The following is a 14,749-nucleotide window of genomic DNA, read 5'->3' on the forward strand; positions in this document are numbered from 1 at the left end:
CGCGACGCGCTGCCCGAGGGGCCCGGCCCCCGCAAGGGCGTGCCCCAGGCCCGGCACGCCCATCTGCTGTGGTCCGGCGGGGCCCGCGCCATGGAGGAACTGCTGCCGGGGGTCACGGATGCCTGGCTGGCGGCCGGCGCCCGGCGCATTGCGCTGCCGACCGGTCTGGTCTCGCTCTCGGCCCAGGGCTGGGTGCGGCGCTGGCCCGAGATGGAGTTCATGATCGCGTGCAGCCGCGATCTGCTGGAGTCGGTCGTCCGCGCCCGGCTCCTCGCCGGGCCCCGGGTCACCCTCCTGGACCGCACCGAGATCAAGGGCCTGGCGGGCGACGCCTCCCGGGTGACGGGGCTGCGGGTCCGTCCCGCCGAGGGCGAGGAACAGGTGCTCACCGCCGATCTGGTGGTGGACGCCACCGGACGTGGTTCGCGCGGCACCGCCTGGCTCGACGCGCTCGGGGTGGCGCCCGCGCCGATGGACGAGGTGGACTCCGGGCTCGTGTACGCCAGCCGGGTCTTCCGGGCACCCGCGGGCACCGAGGAGTACCCGGTGGTCAATGTGCAGCCGGACGGCTCGCAGCCGGTGCCGGGGCGGAGCGCGACCCTCGTGCCCATCGAGGACGGGCGCTGGCTGGTGACGCTGTCGGGCACGCGTGGAGGCCAACCGACCGCCCTCACCGCTGAGTTCGAGGCGTTCGCGCGTGACCTCCGGCATCCGGTCGTCGGTGAGCTGATCGCCCGCGCCGAGCCCCTGACGGACGTCGTGGTCACCCGCAGCACGATCAACCGGCGGCGTTTCTTCGAGAAGGTGTCCGGCTGGCCCGACGGCTTCGTCGCGATCGGCGACTCGGTCGCCACGTACAACCCGATATACGGCCACGGCATGTCCGTCGCCGCCCAGAGCGCCCTGGCGCTGCGGGAGCGGGTCGCCGCGCACGGCCTGGCGGCGCCGGGGCTCGCGCGCCGCGTCCAGAAGGCCGTGGCGGTCCCGGTGTCCCTGGCGTGGGAGCTGGCCACCGGCACGGACATCCGCTACCCGGAGGCCATCGGCCAGCGGCCGAACGCCGTGCGGAGGCTCTTCGGCCGCTATGTGGAACGGCTGATCCGGACCGCGCTCGGCCGGCCCCTGGTCTTCAAGGCGTACCTCGGCGTGGTCACCCTCACCGAGCCGATCAGCGCCCTCGTCAGACCGGAGGTCGTCCTGGCGGTGCTGCGCGGCCCGGTCAAGTCCCCCTTGGTGGAACCGCCCCTGACGGAGCAGGAACGGGAAACGGTGCTGGGCCCGGCACCTCGGTAGGCCCCGGGCGACATCCGCGCGCGGGAGGACGGGATTGTCAGTGGTGGACGGCAAGCTGGTGGTGTGCCACCCGTATGCCGGGGCGGGCACGGAGTTTCGCCGATCCGACCAGGGGAGAGCCGTTCGATGCCGACCGCCGTACTGACCGACCGCGAGCGCGCCGCCGTACAGGCCTATCTGCGGCTGCTGGGGACCGTACGAGCAGCGCTGGACGGGCCCGGGGAGTCACGCCGACCACCCGTGGTGCCGCCCGCCGCGCTCGCCGAGGCGGAGCAGGCACTGGCCGCGGCGGGACTCACGGGCAACGAGGAGGAGTTCTTCCGGCTGTTGCGGAGCTGGTGCCCGAGGACCTGAGCGCGTGCGGCGACGGTCCGCCGGATGCCCCGGTGGACCGTCGCTGTTCTCCGGCGCCCCGGTGCCTCGGCCCTAGGTCAGGTACAGCCCGGCGGTCTGGTCCACCAGCTGCCGCAGGGCCGGCATGTAGGCCTCGTCGCCGCCCAGTTCGCCGAGCACGCGGTGCGCCTCGTCACGGAACACCGCGAGGTCGTTCTCGAAACGGCGCAGAACGACGGGGGCGAGCAGCAGCGCGCGGAGCTCCGCGCGGGCCTGTTCGGAACTCCGTGCGGCGACACCGAGTTCCGCCACCCGCGTCCTCGATCCGGGGGGCGTCTCCTCCAGCGCGCAGGCGAGGAGATAGGTGACCGTGCCGTTGCGCAGGTCCTCTTCGCGGCCGGAGAGCAGGTCCTCCTGGTCGTTGAAGAGCTGCCAGAGAACACCGAAGGTACTGCCGAACCGCCGCCACAGTTCGGTTCGTTCGGTCCCGGCGCCGGAGAGCAGCGCGGCCATCGCCGTGATCATGCTGAAGGGGGCGCCGGATTTCCCGCGACAGACGGCGACGACCGCGTCCGGCGAGGTGTTCTCGCCGGCGCCGCGCAGATCCCGCAACTGGCCTTCAACGGCGTTGATACAGCAGTTGACGATCTCGACGGTGAGGGCGTTGCGCACCGCGTCCGGGACCGGCTGGGCCTGGACGATCCTGATGGGAAGGGCGTGTCCGCCGAGGGCGGACACCAACAGCGCCTCTTCCGTCCCGATTCCGGCGGGGATGTGGGCGCCGTGGCCGTCGGCCAGGTCGTCGAGATAGCACGCGGAGGTCCACCACAGGACATGCACGGCCCCCAGGAAGACGGCCGGTCCCGGGAAGCCCGTCTCGACGGCGTGCACGAGGAGCGGGAGCACGGACAGGGGGTACTTCATCCGCTGGTGGTCCAGCAGTCCGGACATGGATCTTCGTACCGCTTCGGACGAGGGTCCGAGGCTTTCCAGGGCGGCCGTGATCTCCACGTCGATGTCCGACGACACCCGTCTGTGCAGGTCCACGTAGGAAGCGCAGGTCATCCCGCGTCCTCGCCCCGCGTGGGGAAGGGAACCGAGACCGCCGTCGCCACCAGTCCCTGCCGGACCGTCCAGCGTCCGTCGAAGGCGTCGATGCGACGCCCCTTCACCACCGGTCCGGGCACGAGGAGTTCGGCGCGCAGTGCGCCGGAGCGGCCACCGGGGTCGACGGACACCTCGATGTCGGCCTCCGCGAAGTCCAGCCACCGTCCGGTGAGCGGGAACCACGCCTTGTAGACGGACTCCTTGGCGCTGAAGAGCAGCCGGTTCCAGTGGACCGAGGGGTCACCGGCGGTCAGACGGCGCAGCCGGGTCTCCTCCGCGGGGAGGGCGATCGCCGACAGGACGCCCTCGGGCAGGGTGTCGTGGGGTTCGGCGTCGATGCCCAGGGAGGCGAGGTCGTCGACGCGGACCAGGGCGGCGGCCGCGTACCCCTCGCAGTGGGTCATGCTGCCGGTCAGCCCGTCCGGCCAGCCGGGGGCACCGCGCTCGCCGGGCACGATCGCCCGCGGCGCCACGCCGAGCTTCTCCATGGCCCGCCGGGCGCAGCCGCGGACGACGGTGAACTCCCGGCGCCGCTTCGGCACCGCGCGCGCCACGACCGCCTCCTCCTCGGGGTACAGCTCGATCCCCTCGGCGGCCGCGGCCCAGTCATGGGCGTGCGCCTCCACGACCACGACCGCTCCCGGGAGCAGTTCCTCGATCACCGGCTTGGACCTCCATCGGCAGAATGCGGCGCAGCCTGCCCGGCGGTCCCGGACGCGGCCGCCACTCGCGGGGGTAACCCACGGACACCTCTTCGAAGCGGACCCCGTCCAGCCAGGTGGTCCGCGGGATGTGCAGATGGCCGTAGACCATGACCTCGACGCGGAAGCGGCGGTGCCAGTCGGCCGTCAGTTCCGTGCCGCACCACATGGCGAACTCGGGGTAGTGCAGGATGTCCGTCGGGTGCCGGTCCAGCGGGTAGTGGTTGACCAGTACCGTCGGCAGGTCGGGCGGCAGTTCGGCGAGCCTGCGTCCGGTCTCGGCGACCCGGGCGCGGCACCAGTCGTCGCGGCTCGCGTACGGGTCGGGGTGCAGCAGGTGCTCGTCGGTGCAGACGACGCCGGTGCCGTGCGCGTACGTGAGGCCCTCTTCCTTCGTCGCACAGCCCTTGGGCAGGAACGAGTAGTCGTACAGAAGGAAGAGCGGAGCGATCACCACCGGGCCGCCGGGTCCCTCCCAGCGGGGGTACGGGTCCTCCGGGGTGACGACACCCAGCTCCCGGCAGAGGGCGACCAGGTGCTCGTACCGCTCGACGCCCCGGTACGGGACGGTCTCGCTGGGGTGGGTCCACAGCTCGTGGTTGCCCGGCGCCCACACGACCTTGGCGAAGCGGCCGGCGAGGGTCTCCAGGGCCCAGCGGATGTCGGCGACGGTCTCGGCGACGTCGCCGGCCACGAGGAGCCAGTCGTCGTCGGTCTCGGGGCGCATCTGCTCGACGAGGGCGCGGTTCTCGGGATAGCCGATGTGCAGATCACTGATGGCCAGCAGATTTCCGTGACGGCCGACCCTCGACTCCACCCGCACTCCTTTTCCGAACATCCAACATCAACACGAGAACACACGAGCGTACCGGTGGACAAGACAGACCAGGCGAACCACTGGACATGCGTCCCGGTGAACCCGCCGCGCAAGGATTAACACGCGCGTGACAGAAACCTGGCCTCCGGTGGCCGTATGATCCCTCCTACACCACCGCCACGCCTGTCTTTCGCGTACGGCGGTTCGGCGTACCTCCATCCCCCCTGGCCGGGCACGGCCTGCTCCGCTGTGCCCGCGAACCCTGGAAAGGCGGCCTGCATGGTCTCTCGCGTACGCGTCTGGCTCAACCGCACGTACGCGGAGAACGTCTTCTTCATGGATCAGCTGCGGCATAATCCGCACGCTCGTCCGGTGGACATCCATGCCACGCACGGTGACGCCGACTCCCCCGTACTGGCCGCCGCGGACACCGCCGACCTGGAGCCCGAGGGCCTCTCCCCCGCCGCGTACGTCGAGTACGCGCTCGACCAGTGCGCCAAGCGCGGCATCGACGTCTTCGTGCCCCGGCTGCACCAGGCGGCCCTGGCCGCGCATGTCGAGGACTTCGCGGCCGTCGGGACGGTCCTGCTGGCACCGACCGCCCGGGCCATCGAGGTCTTCGAGGACAAGGTGACCGCGTACGAGGCGGTCCAGGCACATGGGGTCCCGGTGCCGCCGTGGTTCCGGGTGACGAACGCCGACGAACTCGTCGCCGCCGTCGACGAGTTGGAGGACGGCGGGCACAGGGCATGCTTCAAGCCGGCGTCCGGTGCGGGCGGCGTGGGCTTCCGCGTCGTCTCGCGCACCCCCTTCTCGCTCGATCAGCTCAGCGGATTCCCGAGCCCCTACGTGCATCTCGACATGGTCGTGGAGGCGGTGCGGGCGGCCGAGGAGCCCGTGGACTGGTTGGTCATGCCGCGCCTCGAACAGCCGGAGGTCTCCGTCGACTGCCTCACCGGCCCCGACGGACGGGTCCGGATGGCCGTGGGCCGCACCAAGAACGGCCGGCGTCGCGGGTTCAGCCAGAACCCCTCGTGGATCGAGCCCGCGCGGCGGATCGCGGAGCGGTTCGAGCTGCACTACCTGACGAACATCCAGTTCCGTATGTACGGCGACGAACCGGTGCTGATGGATGTCAACACGCGTCCGGCGGGTGGCCTGCACCAGCTCGCGCTGTGCGGGATCAACGCCCCTTGGGCGGCCGTGCAGTTGGCGCTGGGTGAGGACCCGGGTGACGTGATGCCGACGCGGCTGGGGGAGGACTACACGGTGGTGTCGGGGACGCGGCCGGTGCGGTCGGTCACGCTGCCGCAGCAGGTTTCCGAGGTGCCGGTCGCCGTGGAGGCGCGGCCATTGGCTGTCGCGCCGTCCTCGGTGTGCAAGCCGGCTGCCGACCGGCCGTTGGCGGTCTGAACGCCCGAGGGTTCTCGCCCCCGCCGCCCCTACCCGTCCCATCCCGGGGGCTGCGCCCAGGGCCCCCTGAGGGAGTTGGTCGAGTACGGGTCGGCGGGGGCTTGTCGCGCAGTTCCCCGCGCCCCTTTCAAAGGCAGGGGCTCAGGTAGCCCCAGGTCTCGGCCAACTCCCTCAGGCGGGGCGGGAGTTCCGAGGTCGGGTCTGCCTCACGGGCCGGCTGGATGCGGCCGGACCTGATGGTGGTGGACCAGTCCCCGAGCTGGGGGCGGAAGGTGCCGTGGTCCTTGGTGCCGTAGTCGAGCATGCCGGGCTCCCATGCGAGGCCCAGGTGGTCACAGATGCCCCGGGTGACCTTCTCGGGGTCGGCGGTCAGCTCCTCGTACCGGATGACGTGGACGGGGAGGTTCTGGCGGGCCTCCTCCAACTTCTCGCTGTAGTGGAGGACTTCCGCCCGGATCGCCTCGTGGTCCGGGTCGGTGCGGCGGCTCGTGAGGGACTGGACGACCGCGCCGGGGTGGCGCAACAGCAGGATGTAGCGGGCGTCCGGCCAACATCGGTGCAGGCGCGGCCAGATGAGGGTGTTCGGCGGGGTCTTGTCGACGATGACCCGCTTGCCGCTGCGGGTGAGTTCATGGTGGAGGATGCGGTCCCACAGGACGTGCTCCAGCTCGGACCTGTCGAGTTCGAGGGCCTTCATCGCGTCCCCGGTGAAGTCCCGGGAGAGATGGACGTGGACGGTCCGCAGGTGCATCTCGTGCGGGGCGCGGATCTGGCTGTGGCTGTTCAGGATGACCCGCAGCAGCGTCGAGCCGGAGCGCACCGAGGACAGCACGAACACCGGCGCGTCCACCAGCCGGGACGCACGCGGCGCCACGTACGGGGGCTCCGCCGGTGCGGTGTCGGTCCGGGGCGCGGGGACGGCGTTCAGCGGCTTGCGCGGCGGGCTCACCGCCTCGGCGATCAGTCTGCCGCGGCGCCTCAGCCCCTTGCCGATCGTGGACTTGCGCGGATCTCGCACGATGACACCTCACCACTTTTCTTCGCACTGTCGCGTCGCCCCGTATCACAGGGGTAGTGGGCGAATTCCAGGTGGCGTGGAGGGAAAGCACCGTGGTCGCGGCGGGCGGTGCACCCGCCGCGACCAGCTGTTTTATGCTCCCTTAATTTTTCATGGGAAGCAGAGTCAGCGCTGTACGAGCCGCCGCTGTACGAGCCGCCGCCGTACGAGTCACCGCTCCCCCACCGCCAGCCGCAGTGTCTGCACCTCGAACGGGCGCAGCGTCACCGGGACACCGTTCCCGTCCGTGGCCGCCCGGGACAGGGGGCGTTCCAGCAGGTCGGCGATCTGGGCCCCGGCGAGCGGGAAACCGGTGCGCAGGACGCCCCGGGCCCGGCCGCCGCTCGACTCGTAGAGCCGGACCACGACGTCGCCGGAGGCGTCGTCGGCGAGCTTGACCGCCTCGACGGTCACGCCCTCCCCGTCCACGGAGACGACCGGCTCGGGGGCGCCCGCCGCGTCCGCGACGCGCAGCGGCAGGTTGAGGGCGTAGCCCTCGGCGACCGCGTCCTCGATGCTCGCGCCGGGGAGCAGGGAGTAGGTGAGGCGGTGCTTGCCCTGGTCGGCCTCCGGGTCCGGGATGCGCGGGGCACGGACCAGGCTGAGGCGGACCGTGGTGGTCGTACCGCCGTCCTCGCGGACCGTGCGGGAGACGTCATGGCCGTAGGTGGAGTCGTTGATCACCGCCACGCCGTAGCCGGGCTCGGCCACGTGCACCCAGCGGTGGCCGGAGACCTCGAAGCGGGCCGCCTCCCAGCTGGTGTTGGTGTGGGTGGGGCGCTGGATGTGGCCGAACTGGATCTCGGCGGAGGAGTGGGGGGCCCGGACGTCGATCGGGAAACCGGCCTTGAGGAACTTCTCGGCCTCGTGCCAGTCGATGTCCGTCTCGAAGTCGATCCGGGGGCTGCCGGCGCGCAGCGTGATCGTCTGGGTGATGCGGGAGCCCTTGCCGAACGAGCGCTCCACGCGGATCGCGCCGAGCAGGGGCCCCTCCTCCACCACGGTGACCGACTCGGCGTCCAGCAGGTCCGTGTAGCGGTTCTTGTAGTGCTTGTCGACGTCCCAGGCGTCCCAGTAGTTCGGGAGGTCGGTGTGCAGGCGGAGCAGGTTGCCCGTGTCGCCGAGCACCTCGCGGTCGGCACGCAGGTCGCGTACGGAGGCGAGGGTGCCGTCCTCGGCGATCTCCACCCGGACCAGGCCGTTGTCCAGGACGCGGCCGGAGATGGTGACGGGGTGCGGGGGCGCGGGGGCGGTGGCGGTGAGGGGCGCGCTGCCGCCCGCGGGAACCGTCACGTACACCGGTTCACCCGCGGACGTACGGACCACCTCGGCCCGGTCACGCGGGCTGGTGTTGAAGACACGCGGGTCGCCGGCGCCGAGCGCCGTGACCGCCTCGGCCGTCAGCTCCTCCAGTTCCTTCGCCACCCTCGCGTACTCCGCCTCCGCCTCGCGGTGGACCCAGGCGATCGAGGAGCCCGGCAGGATGTCGTGGAACTGGTGGAGGAGGACCGTCTTCCAGAGGCGGTCGAGCTTCTCGTAGGGGTAGGAGTAGCCGGGCGCGTGGAGCGCGGCCGTGGTCGCCCAGAGTTCGGCCTCGCGGAGCTTGTGCTCGCTGCGGCGGTTGCCCTGCTTGGTGCGGGCCTGGGAGGTGTAGGTGGCGCGGTGGAGTTCGAGGTACAGCTCGCCGTTCCAGACGGGGGCGTCCTCGTACTCGGCGCGGGCCTTGGCGAAGAACTCGTCGGGGTGTTCGACGACGACCTTCGGTGAGCCCTCCAGGTCCGCGAGGCGGCGGGCGCGTTCCATGATCTCGCGGGTGGGGCCGCCACCGCCGTCGCCCCAGCCGAAGGGCGCCAGCGAGCGGGTGCCGGCGCCCTTCTCCTGGTAGTTGCGGACGGCGCGGTCCATCTCCTCGCCGCTGAAGCGGGCGTTGTAGGTGTCGACCGGCGGGAAGTGGGTGAAGATGCGGGTGCCGTCGATGCCCTCCCACCAGAAGGTGTGGTGGGGGAACCTGTTGGTCTGGTTCCAGGAGATCTTCTGGGTGAGGAACCAGTCGTTGCCGGCGAGTTTGGCGAGCTGCGGGTAGGAGGCGTTGTAGCCGAAGGAGTCCGGCAGCCAGACGCCCTTGGTCTCGATGCCGAAGTTCTCGATGAAGAACCGCTTGCCGTGGACGAGCTGGCGGGCGATGGCCTCACCGCCGGGCAGGTTGCCGTCGGACTCGACCCACATGCCGCCGACGGGTACCCACTGGCCCTTGTCGACGGACTTCTTGATGCGCTCCCACACCTGCGGGTAGTTGTCGCGCACCCATTCGTACTGCTGGGCCTGGGAGCAGGCGAAGATGAAGTCCTCGTACTCGTCGGCCAGCGCGGTGACGTTGGAGAAGGTGCGGGACGTCTTGCGCTTGGTCTCGCGGATGGGCCAGAGCCAGGCGGAGTCGATGTGGGCGTGGCCGACGCCGGAGATGGTGTGGGCGCTGGCATGGGCGGGCTTGGCGAGGACGGGGGCGAGGATCTCGCGGACCGCCGTCGCGCTGCCGGAGATGTCGTCCAGGTCGACGGCGTCCATGGCCCGGTCCAGGGCGTGCAGGATCTCGTGGCGGCGGGGCTCGTGCTCGCCGAGGTGGACCATCAGCTCGCGCAGCACCTGGAGGTCCAGGTCGAGGTGGAAGACCTCCTCGTCGAGGACGGCGAGGTCGGCGCGCTGGAAGGTGTAGAGCGGCTTGTCCCCGGCCGTGAGGATGTCGCCCATCGGCGTGATCCTCGAGAAGTTGTCGGCGAGGATGTCGGGGTTGGACGCCGCCTCGACCAGGTAGTCGATGGTCTCGCCGCCCCGGACGGGGTTGCCGATCGGCACGTACTGGTTGAGCGGGTTGACCGCCTTCAGCGGGGTGCCGTCGGCGAGGTGGACGAGGGCCTCGGCCTGGTTGCCGGGCCAGTCGCCGACGAAGCCGAGGTCGATGACCGCCTCGACGCGGCGGCCCGCCCACGCGGCGGGCACCTGTCCGCGCATCCGGAACCAGGTCGTGCCCCACGGCGGGCCCCACGGGGTGTCCATCGCGAACGGGGTGTACGAGGCGGCCGCGGCCTCCTCGAAGGGGACGGGCTCGCCCGGCGCCTGCCAGGCCTCGACCTCGAAGGGCGTGGTGGCCGCGTAGATCGCGGGCTTGACGCGCTGGGTGTGGACGCGCTCGACGCGTTCCTCGATGCGGCGGCGTTCGTCGTGCATGACGGGTCTCCAGAGAGGGAGCGAGCGGGGGAAAGCGCTTTCCGGCGGTGAGCCTACTTAAGGTACGCCAGGCCCGGGTGGACCTCGGTGTACCCCTCCACCAGCCTGCGCGCCACATTGACCGAGTCGACCAGCGGGTGCAGGGCGAAGGCCTTCACCGCGGTCGTACGGGAACGCGACTCGGCTGCGGCCAGGACCTCGCGTTCGACGGCCTTGACCGCGCAGACCAGGCCGGTGGCGTGGTCGGGCAGGGGGGCCACGGTGACCGGGTGGGCGCCGTTGGCGTCGACCAGGCAGGGCACCTCGATGACGGCCTCCGTGTCGAGGACCGAGAGGGTGCTCTTGTTGCGGACGTTGAGGATGAGGGTGGTGCGCTCGTCGCGGGCGATGGCCCGCATCAGGGCGAGGGCGACCTTCTCGTAGCCGCCGGACAGGTCGTCGGCGTCGCGTTCGCCGGCGCCGGCCGTCTCCCGGTTCTCCGACATGTAGGTGGCCTCGCGCTCGGCGCGGGTGCGGTCCCAGGCCTTGAGCGCGTGGGCGTCGGGGCGGCGCATCTCCTCGTAGAAGTGGGCCTGCTGGTCCTTGAGGAAGGCGCCGCGGGTCTTGTCGACCGCCTGGTAGGCGCGTACGGCCTCGCGGTTGAAGTAGTAGTAGTGCAGATACTCGTTCGGGATCGCGCCGAGGGACTGGAGCCAGTCGACGCCGAAGAGCTTGCCCTCCTCGAAGGAGCCGAGCAGGTCACGGTCGGCGAGCAGGCGCGGGAGTTCGTCGCGGCCGGCGATGTGCAGGCCGCGGACCCAGCCGAGGTGGTTGAGGCCGACGTAGTCGATCCAGGCCTCCTTCGGATTCGCGGCGCCGAGGACGCGGGCGATACGGCGGCCGAGGCCCACGGGCGAGTCACAGATGCCGATGACGCGGTCGCCGAGGTGGCGGGACATGGCCTCGGTGACCAGGCCCGCCGGGTTGGTGAAGTTGATGACCCAGGCGTCGGGTGCCAGCCGGGCCACCCGCCGTGCGATGTCCACGGCGACGGGGACCGTGCGCAGGCCGTAGGCGATGCCGCCGGCGCCGACGGTCTCCTGACCGAGGACGCCTTCCGCGAGGGCCACCCGCTCGTCGTCCGCGCGGCCCTCCAGGCCGCCGACGCGGATCGCGGAGAAGACGAAGTCGGCGCCGCGCAGGGCCTCGTCGAGGTCGGTGGTGGCGGTCACCTCGGGGGCGTCGGGCACGTCCGCCGCCTGCTCGGCCAGGACACGGGTGACGGCGGAGAGCCGCTCGGCGTCCAGGTCGTGCAGGACGACATGGGTGACCCGGCCCTCGGCGCGATCCCCGAGGAGCGCCCCGTACACGAGGGGCACCCGGAATCCTCCGCCGCCCAGAATCGTCAACTTCACGCAACTACCACCTTTACCGATCGTGCATACATGCGGGCCGTCCCGACACGTGTCAGCCGCCCCGTCCCGGGGCGGTCATACGGTGACCACCTCGACCCCCGCGTCCTCGAACGACGACCGAGTGCCCTGGTCCACCGACCCGTTGGTCACGACCACGTCGAGTTCCCCGGGCCCGCAGACCCGTGCCATCCCCGTACCGGGGAACTTCGCGGAGTCGGCGAGCAGGACGACCTTGTCGCCGGCCTTGATCATCGCGCGTTTGACCGGGACCTCGACGACGGTCGTGTCCATCACCTGTCCGCCGGGCCGCACTCCGCTCGTGCCGAGGAACAGCCAGTCGGCGTGCAGCTGCCGGAGGTTGTCCTCGGTGAGGAAGCCGACGAGGGAACGGTACTCGCGGCGGACCATGCCGCCGAGCAGTACCAGTTCGATCCCCTCGTCGTCGGCCAGCTCCTCGTAGACCACCAGGTTGCTGGTGATCACGGTGAGGCGGCGGCCGTGCAGCTGCCGGGCCAGGCGGTAGGCGGTGGTCCCGATGTCGAGGAGCACGGACTGACCGTCACGGACCATCGAGGCGGCCTTCGCCGCTATCGCGTCCTTCTCGGCCACCCGCACCTCGGCGACCTCGGCGAAGGGCTGGTCGCCCTCGTCCACGACCGCGCCGCCGTGCACACGGGTGAGCAGCCCCTCCTCCTCCAGCCTGAGGAGGTCACGCCGGATGGTGGCGGGGCTCACACCGAGCTGTTCGGACAGGTCGGTGACTGCCGCCGGGCCTCCTGATCGCAGGGCCCGCAGGATGAGTTGGTGTCGTCGCTCTGCCAGCACGCGCTGAACAGTACTCGTCATTCCCAATCATTTCTATGCTCACTTCTGCTCGACTCTTGCCAAACCTCTCGGAGGCGCGCACGATCTGTGCACCGAAATTGAAGACTTTTGAAGAGTGATCCTTCGAAGGTCTCGACGAGAGGGTGCACGCGTGGACGACGACCGGCCCGATGTGCTGCTGACCGGGCTGCTCTTCTACGACCTCGTGCTCACGGGGCTGGGAAAGCCGCCCACACCCGGCGAGGAGATCTGGACCGACGGCATGGGATGCGGTCCGGGCGGCATCGCCAACCTGGCGGTGGCCGCCGCCCGTTTCGGCCTGCGGACCTCCCTGGCCACGGTCTTCGGCGACGACTACTACGGCGCCTACTGCCGTGAGGTCCTCGCCGGCCAGGAGAACGTCGACCTCTCCCTCTCGCGCACCGCCGACGGCTGGCACACCCCCGTCACCGTCTCCCTCGCGCACGGTCACGACCGGGCCCTGGTCACCCACGGCCAGGAGCCGCCGTACTCGCAGGACGTGTTGATGGGCGACCCGCCCGAGTCGCGCACGGCCCTCGTGCACATCGAGGCCGAGCCGCGAGAGTGGCTCGCCAAGGCCGCCGCGAACGGCACACACATCTACGCGGACGTCGGCTGGGACCCCACCCAGCAGTGGTCCCGCGACCTGCTCGACCAACTCTCCCTGTGCCACGCGTTCCTCCCGAACGAGACCGAGGCGATGGCGTACACCCGTACCGACAGCGCGGTCGCCGCGCTCGGCACGCTGAGCGAGCTGGTGCCGGTGGCCGTGGTCACCCGCGGCGGCGAGGGCGCGGTCGCGGTGGACCAGACGACCGGGGAGTACGCGGAGGTCCCGGCCCTGGACGTCGACGTGCTCGACGCGACGGGCGCCGGTGACGTCTTCGGCGCGAGCTTCGTCGCCGCCTCCCTCGACGGCTGGCCGCTGGTGGAGAGGCTGCGGTTCGCCGTGCTGTCCGCCGGGCTGTCCGTGGGTCACCACGGCGGAGGACTGGCGGCGCCCGGCTGGTACGGCGTCGACCGCTGGTGGCGCTCACAGACCGACCCCGCTCTGCGGAAGGCCTACGGCTTCCTCGCGCACCGCATCCCGGAGGACCTCGGCCCACCGGTGCGCCACGCCCCGGTCACCCCGCCCGCACGGCCGCACTGAACCCCCCGCACCAAGCCCGCAGTACCACGAACAGGAACAAACAGGAGTGACCCGTGGACCTTTCTCGTAGAGGCTTCCTCCAGGCTGCCGTGCTCACTGCGGCGGCCTCCGGCCTGACCGTCGCCTGTGGCGGCGACTCGGAATCCGGCGGCACCAAGAACGGCAAGAACCTCACCATGTGGTACTGGGGCGGAGCCCTCAGCGACAAGGTGGTCACCGAGGCCAAGACGCACTTCAAGGGTCAGGTCAAGCTGACCAGCTCCTCCATCGGCGGCGACTTCAAGCAGAAGCTCACCACCACCCTCGCGGCGGGCGGCAGCTCCGTGCCGGACATCACCGGCATCAAGGGCGAGGACATCGCCTCCTTCCTGCCCAACGCCGACCGCTTCCTCGACCTGAACGACCTGGGCTTCAAGAAGATCTCGTCGCAGTACCTGGAGTGGAAGACCAAGCTCGCCCAGACCGAGGACGGCAAGCAGATCGGGTTCCCGATCGACATCGGCCCCACCGCGCTCTTCTACCGGGCGGACCTGTTCGACAAGGCCGGGCTGCCCAGCGACCCGGCCAAGGTCGCAGCCGAGGCCAAGACCTGGGACGACTACTTCGCGCTCGGCACCGAGCTGAAGAAGGCGCTGCCCGGCACCTTCCTGCTCAACAACATGAGCACGGTGTTCAACATCGCGGTCGGCCAGGGCACCAAGCGGTTCATCGACCAGGACAACCACTTCATCGGCGACCAGGACCACATCCGCGCCGCGTGGGACACGGCGGTCCGCGCCTACACGCTCGGCATCGACGCCAAGATCAACGACCAGAGCTGGAACGCCGCCGTCGGCAAGAGCCTGACCACCGAGGTCGGCGCCGCCTGGCACGCGCTGGACATCGAGTCGGCGGCCCCGGGTACCAAGGGCAAGTGGCGGGTCTGTGCGACGCCCGGCGGGCCGGCCAACCAGGGCGGCTCCTACCTGACCCTGCCCAAGCAGTGCCGGAACCCCGAAGAGGCATTCAAGATCATCAGCTGGATCCTCAGCCCGGACAACAACGCCAAGAGCTTCACCGACGCCTCCATCTTCCCCGCCTCCCCGTCCACGTACGCGATGGAGGCCATGACGGGCCCCGACGCCTTCTTCGGCGGGCAGAAGATCATCGAGGTCTTCGGCCCGGCCGCCGAGGCCATCCCCGTGAGCTACGAGGCGCCCGCCGACTCGGCGGTCATGGCTCCCTTCATGGCCGAGCTGAGCAGCATCGAGGCCAAGGGCAAGAAGCCGGACGACGCCTGGAAGGACGCGGTCTCCCAGGCCAAGCAGATCGCCAGGCGGCAGGGGGTGAACTGAGGTGTCGTCACCTCCGGTCACCGGCTCCGCCACGGTGCACGAGCACCGTGGCGGGCCGGGCCCGGCCCGCTTCCGCCCG

The 14,749-nt window shown here is 70.8% G+C and carries 12 protein-coding genes; 5 read left to right on the forward strand and 7 right to left on the reverse strand.

Annotated elements, in window-relative coordinates; all coding sequences use genetic code 11:
* Positions 1 to 1,293: hypothetical protein (locus tag AWZ10_RS02100; RefSeq protein ID WP_060890298.1), on the forward strand; the 1,293-nt coding region annotated here is incomplete at its 5' end.
* Positions 1,294 to 1,419: 126 nt separating this feature from the next.
* Positions 1,420 to 1,647 (forward strand): hypothetical protein, encoded by a 228-nt coding sequence (locus AWZ10_RS02105; protein ID WP_046704177.1) that lies wholly within the window; start codon positions 1,420 to 1,422, stop codon positions 1,645 to 1,647.
* A gap of 72 nt (positions 1,648 to 1,719) precedes the next feature.
* On the opposite strand, the gene AWZ10_RS02110 is transcribed toward AWZ10_RS02105, so the two are convergent.
* The 3 genes from AWZ10_RS02110 to AWZ10_RS02120 are packed head-to-tail and all read right to left on the reverse strand — an operon-like array spanning position 1,720 to position 4,272.
* The gene (locus tag AWZ10_RS02110; protein WP_060890299.1) at positions 1,720 to 2,691 is read right to left on the reverse strand and encodes a polyprenyl synthetase family protein; all 972 of its coding nucleotides are present in this window, start codon (positions 2,689 to 2,691) and stop codon (positions 1,720 to 1,722) included.
* A complete protein-coding gene (locus tag AWZ10_RS02115) occupies positions 2,688 to 3,395 on the reverse strand; it encodes a 4'-phosphopantetheinyl transferase family protein (RefSeq protein WP_046704175.1) in 708 nt (235 codons plus the stop codon). The genes AWZ10_RS02110 and AWZ10_RS02115 overlap by 4 nt, the downstream gene beginning before the upstream one ends.
* Positions 3,340 to 4,272 (reverse strand): metallophosphoesterase family protein, encoded by a 933-nt coding sequence (locus AWZ10_RS02120; protein WP_408995895.1) that lies wholly within the window; start codon positions 4,270 to 4,272, stop codon positions 3,340 to 3,342. The genes AWZ10_RS02115 and AWZ10_RS02120 overlap by 56 nt, the downstream gene beginning before the upstream one ends.
* Before the next feature lie 258 nt (positions 4,273 to 4,530).
* On the opposite strand from AWZ10_RS02120, the gene AWZ10_RS02125 reads away from it, so the two are divergent.
* Positions 4,531 to 5,664, forward strand: a complete 1,134-nt coding sequence (locus AWZ10_RS02125; RefSeq protein ID WP_060890301.1) for an ATP-grasp domain-containing protein — start codon at positions 4,531 to 4,533, stop codon at positions 5,662 to 5,664.
* 127 nt (positions 5,665 to 5,791) lie between these two features.
* On the opposite strand, the gene AWZ10_RS02130 is transcribed toward AWZ10_RS02125, so the two are convergent.
* The 4 genes from AWZ10_RS02130 to AWZ10_RS02145 form a co-directional block, all read right to left on the reverse strand.
* A complete protein-coding gene (locus AWZ10_RS02130) occupies positions 5,792 to 6,682 on the reverse strand; it encodes a sulfotransferase family protein (protein ID WP_046704172.1) in 891 nt (296 codons plus the stop codon).
* Between the two features lie 210 nt (positions 6,683 to 6,892).
* On the reverse strand, positions 6,893 to 9,946 hold the full coding sequence (locus AWZ10_RS02135; protein ID WP_060890302.1) for an alpha-mannosidase: 3,054 nt from the start codon (positions 9,944 to 9,946) through the stop codon (positions 6,893 to 6,895).
* A 53-nt stretch (positions 9,947 to 9,999) separates the two neighbouring features.
* Positions 10,000 to 11,340, reverse strand: coding sequence for a 6-phospho-beta-glucosidase (locus tag AWZ10_RS02140; RefSeq protein ID WP_060890303.1), 1,341 nt, complete (start codon positions 11,338 to 11,340; stop codon positions 10,000 to 10,002).
* Positions 11,341 to 11,415: 75 nt separating this feature from the next.
* A complete protein-coding gene (locus AWZ10_RS02145; RefSeq protein ID WP_046704169.1) occupies positions 11,416 to 12,165 on the reverse strand; it encodes a DeoR/GlpR family DNA-binding transcription regulator in 750 nt (249 codons plus the stop codon).
* Positions 12,166 to 12,316: 151 nt separating this feature from the next.
* Between AWZ10_RS02145 and AWZ10_RS02150 the strand changes: the two genes are divergently transcribed.
* Both AWZ10_RS02150 and AWZ10_RS02155 read left to right on the forward strand, forming a co-directional pair.
* Entirely contained in the window at positions 12,317 to 13,336 is a 1,020-nt protein-coding gene (locus AWZ10_RS02150) for a carbohydrate kinase family protein (protein ID WP_060890304.1), read from the forward strand.
* A gap of 53 nt (positions 13,337 to 13,389) precedes the next feature.
* Positions 13,390 to 14,670, forward strand: a complete 1,281-nt coding sequence (locus AWZ10_RS02155) for an ABC transporter substrate-binding protein (protein ID WP_046704167.1) — start codon at positions 13,390 to 13,392, stop codon at positions 14,668 to 14,670.
* Positions 14,671 to 14,749 lie beyond the last annotated feature (79 nt).

The sequence above is a fragment of the Streptomyces europaeiscabiei genome (assembly GCF_001550375.1).
GTDB classification, from domain to species: domain Bacteria; phylum Actinomycetota; class Actinomycetes; order Streptomycetales; family Streptomycetaceae; genus Streptomyces; species Streptomyces europaeiscabiei.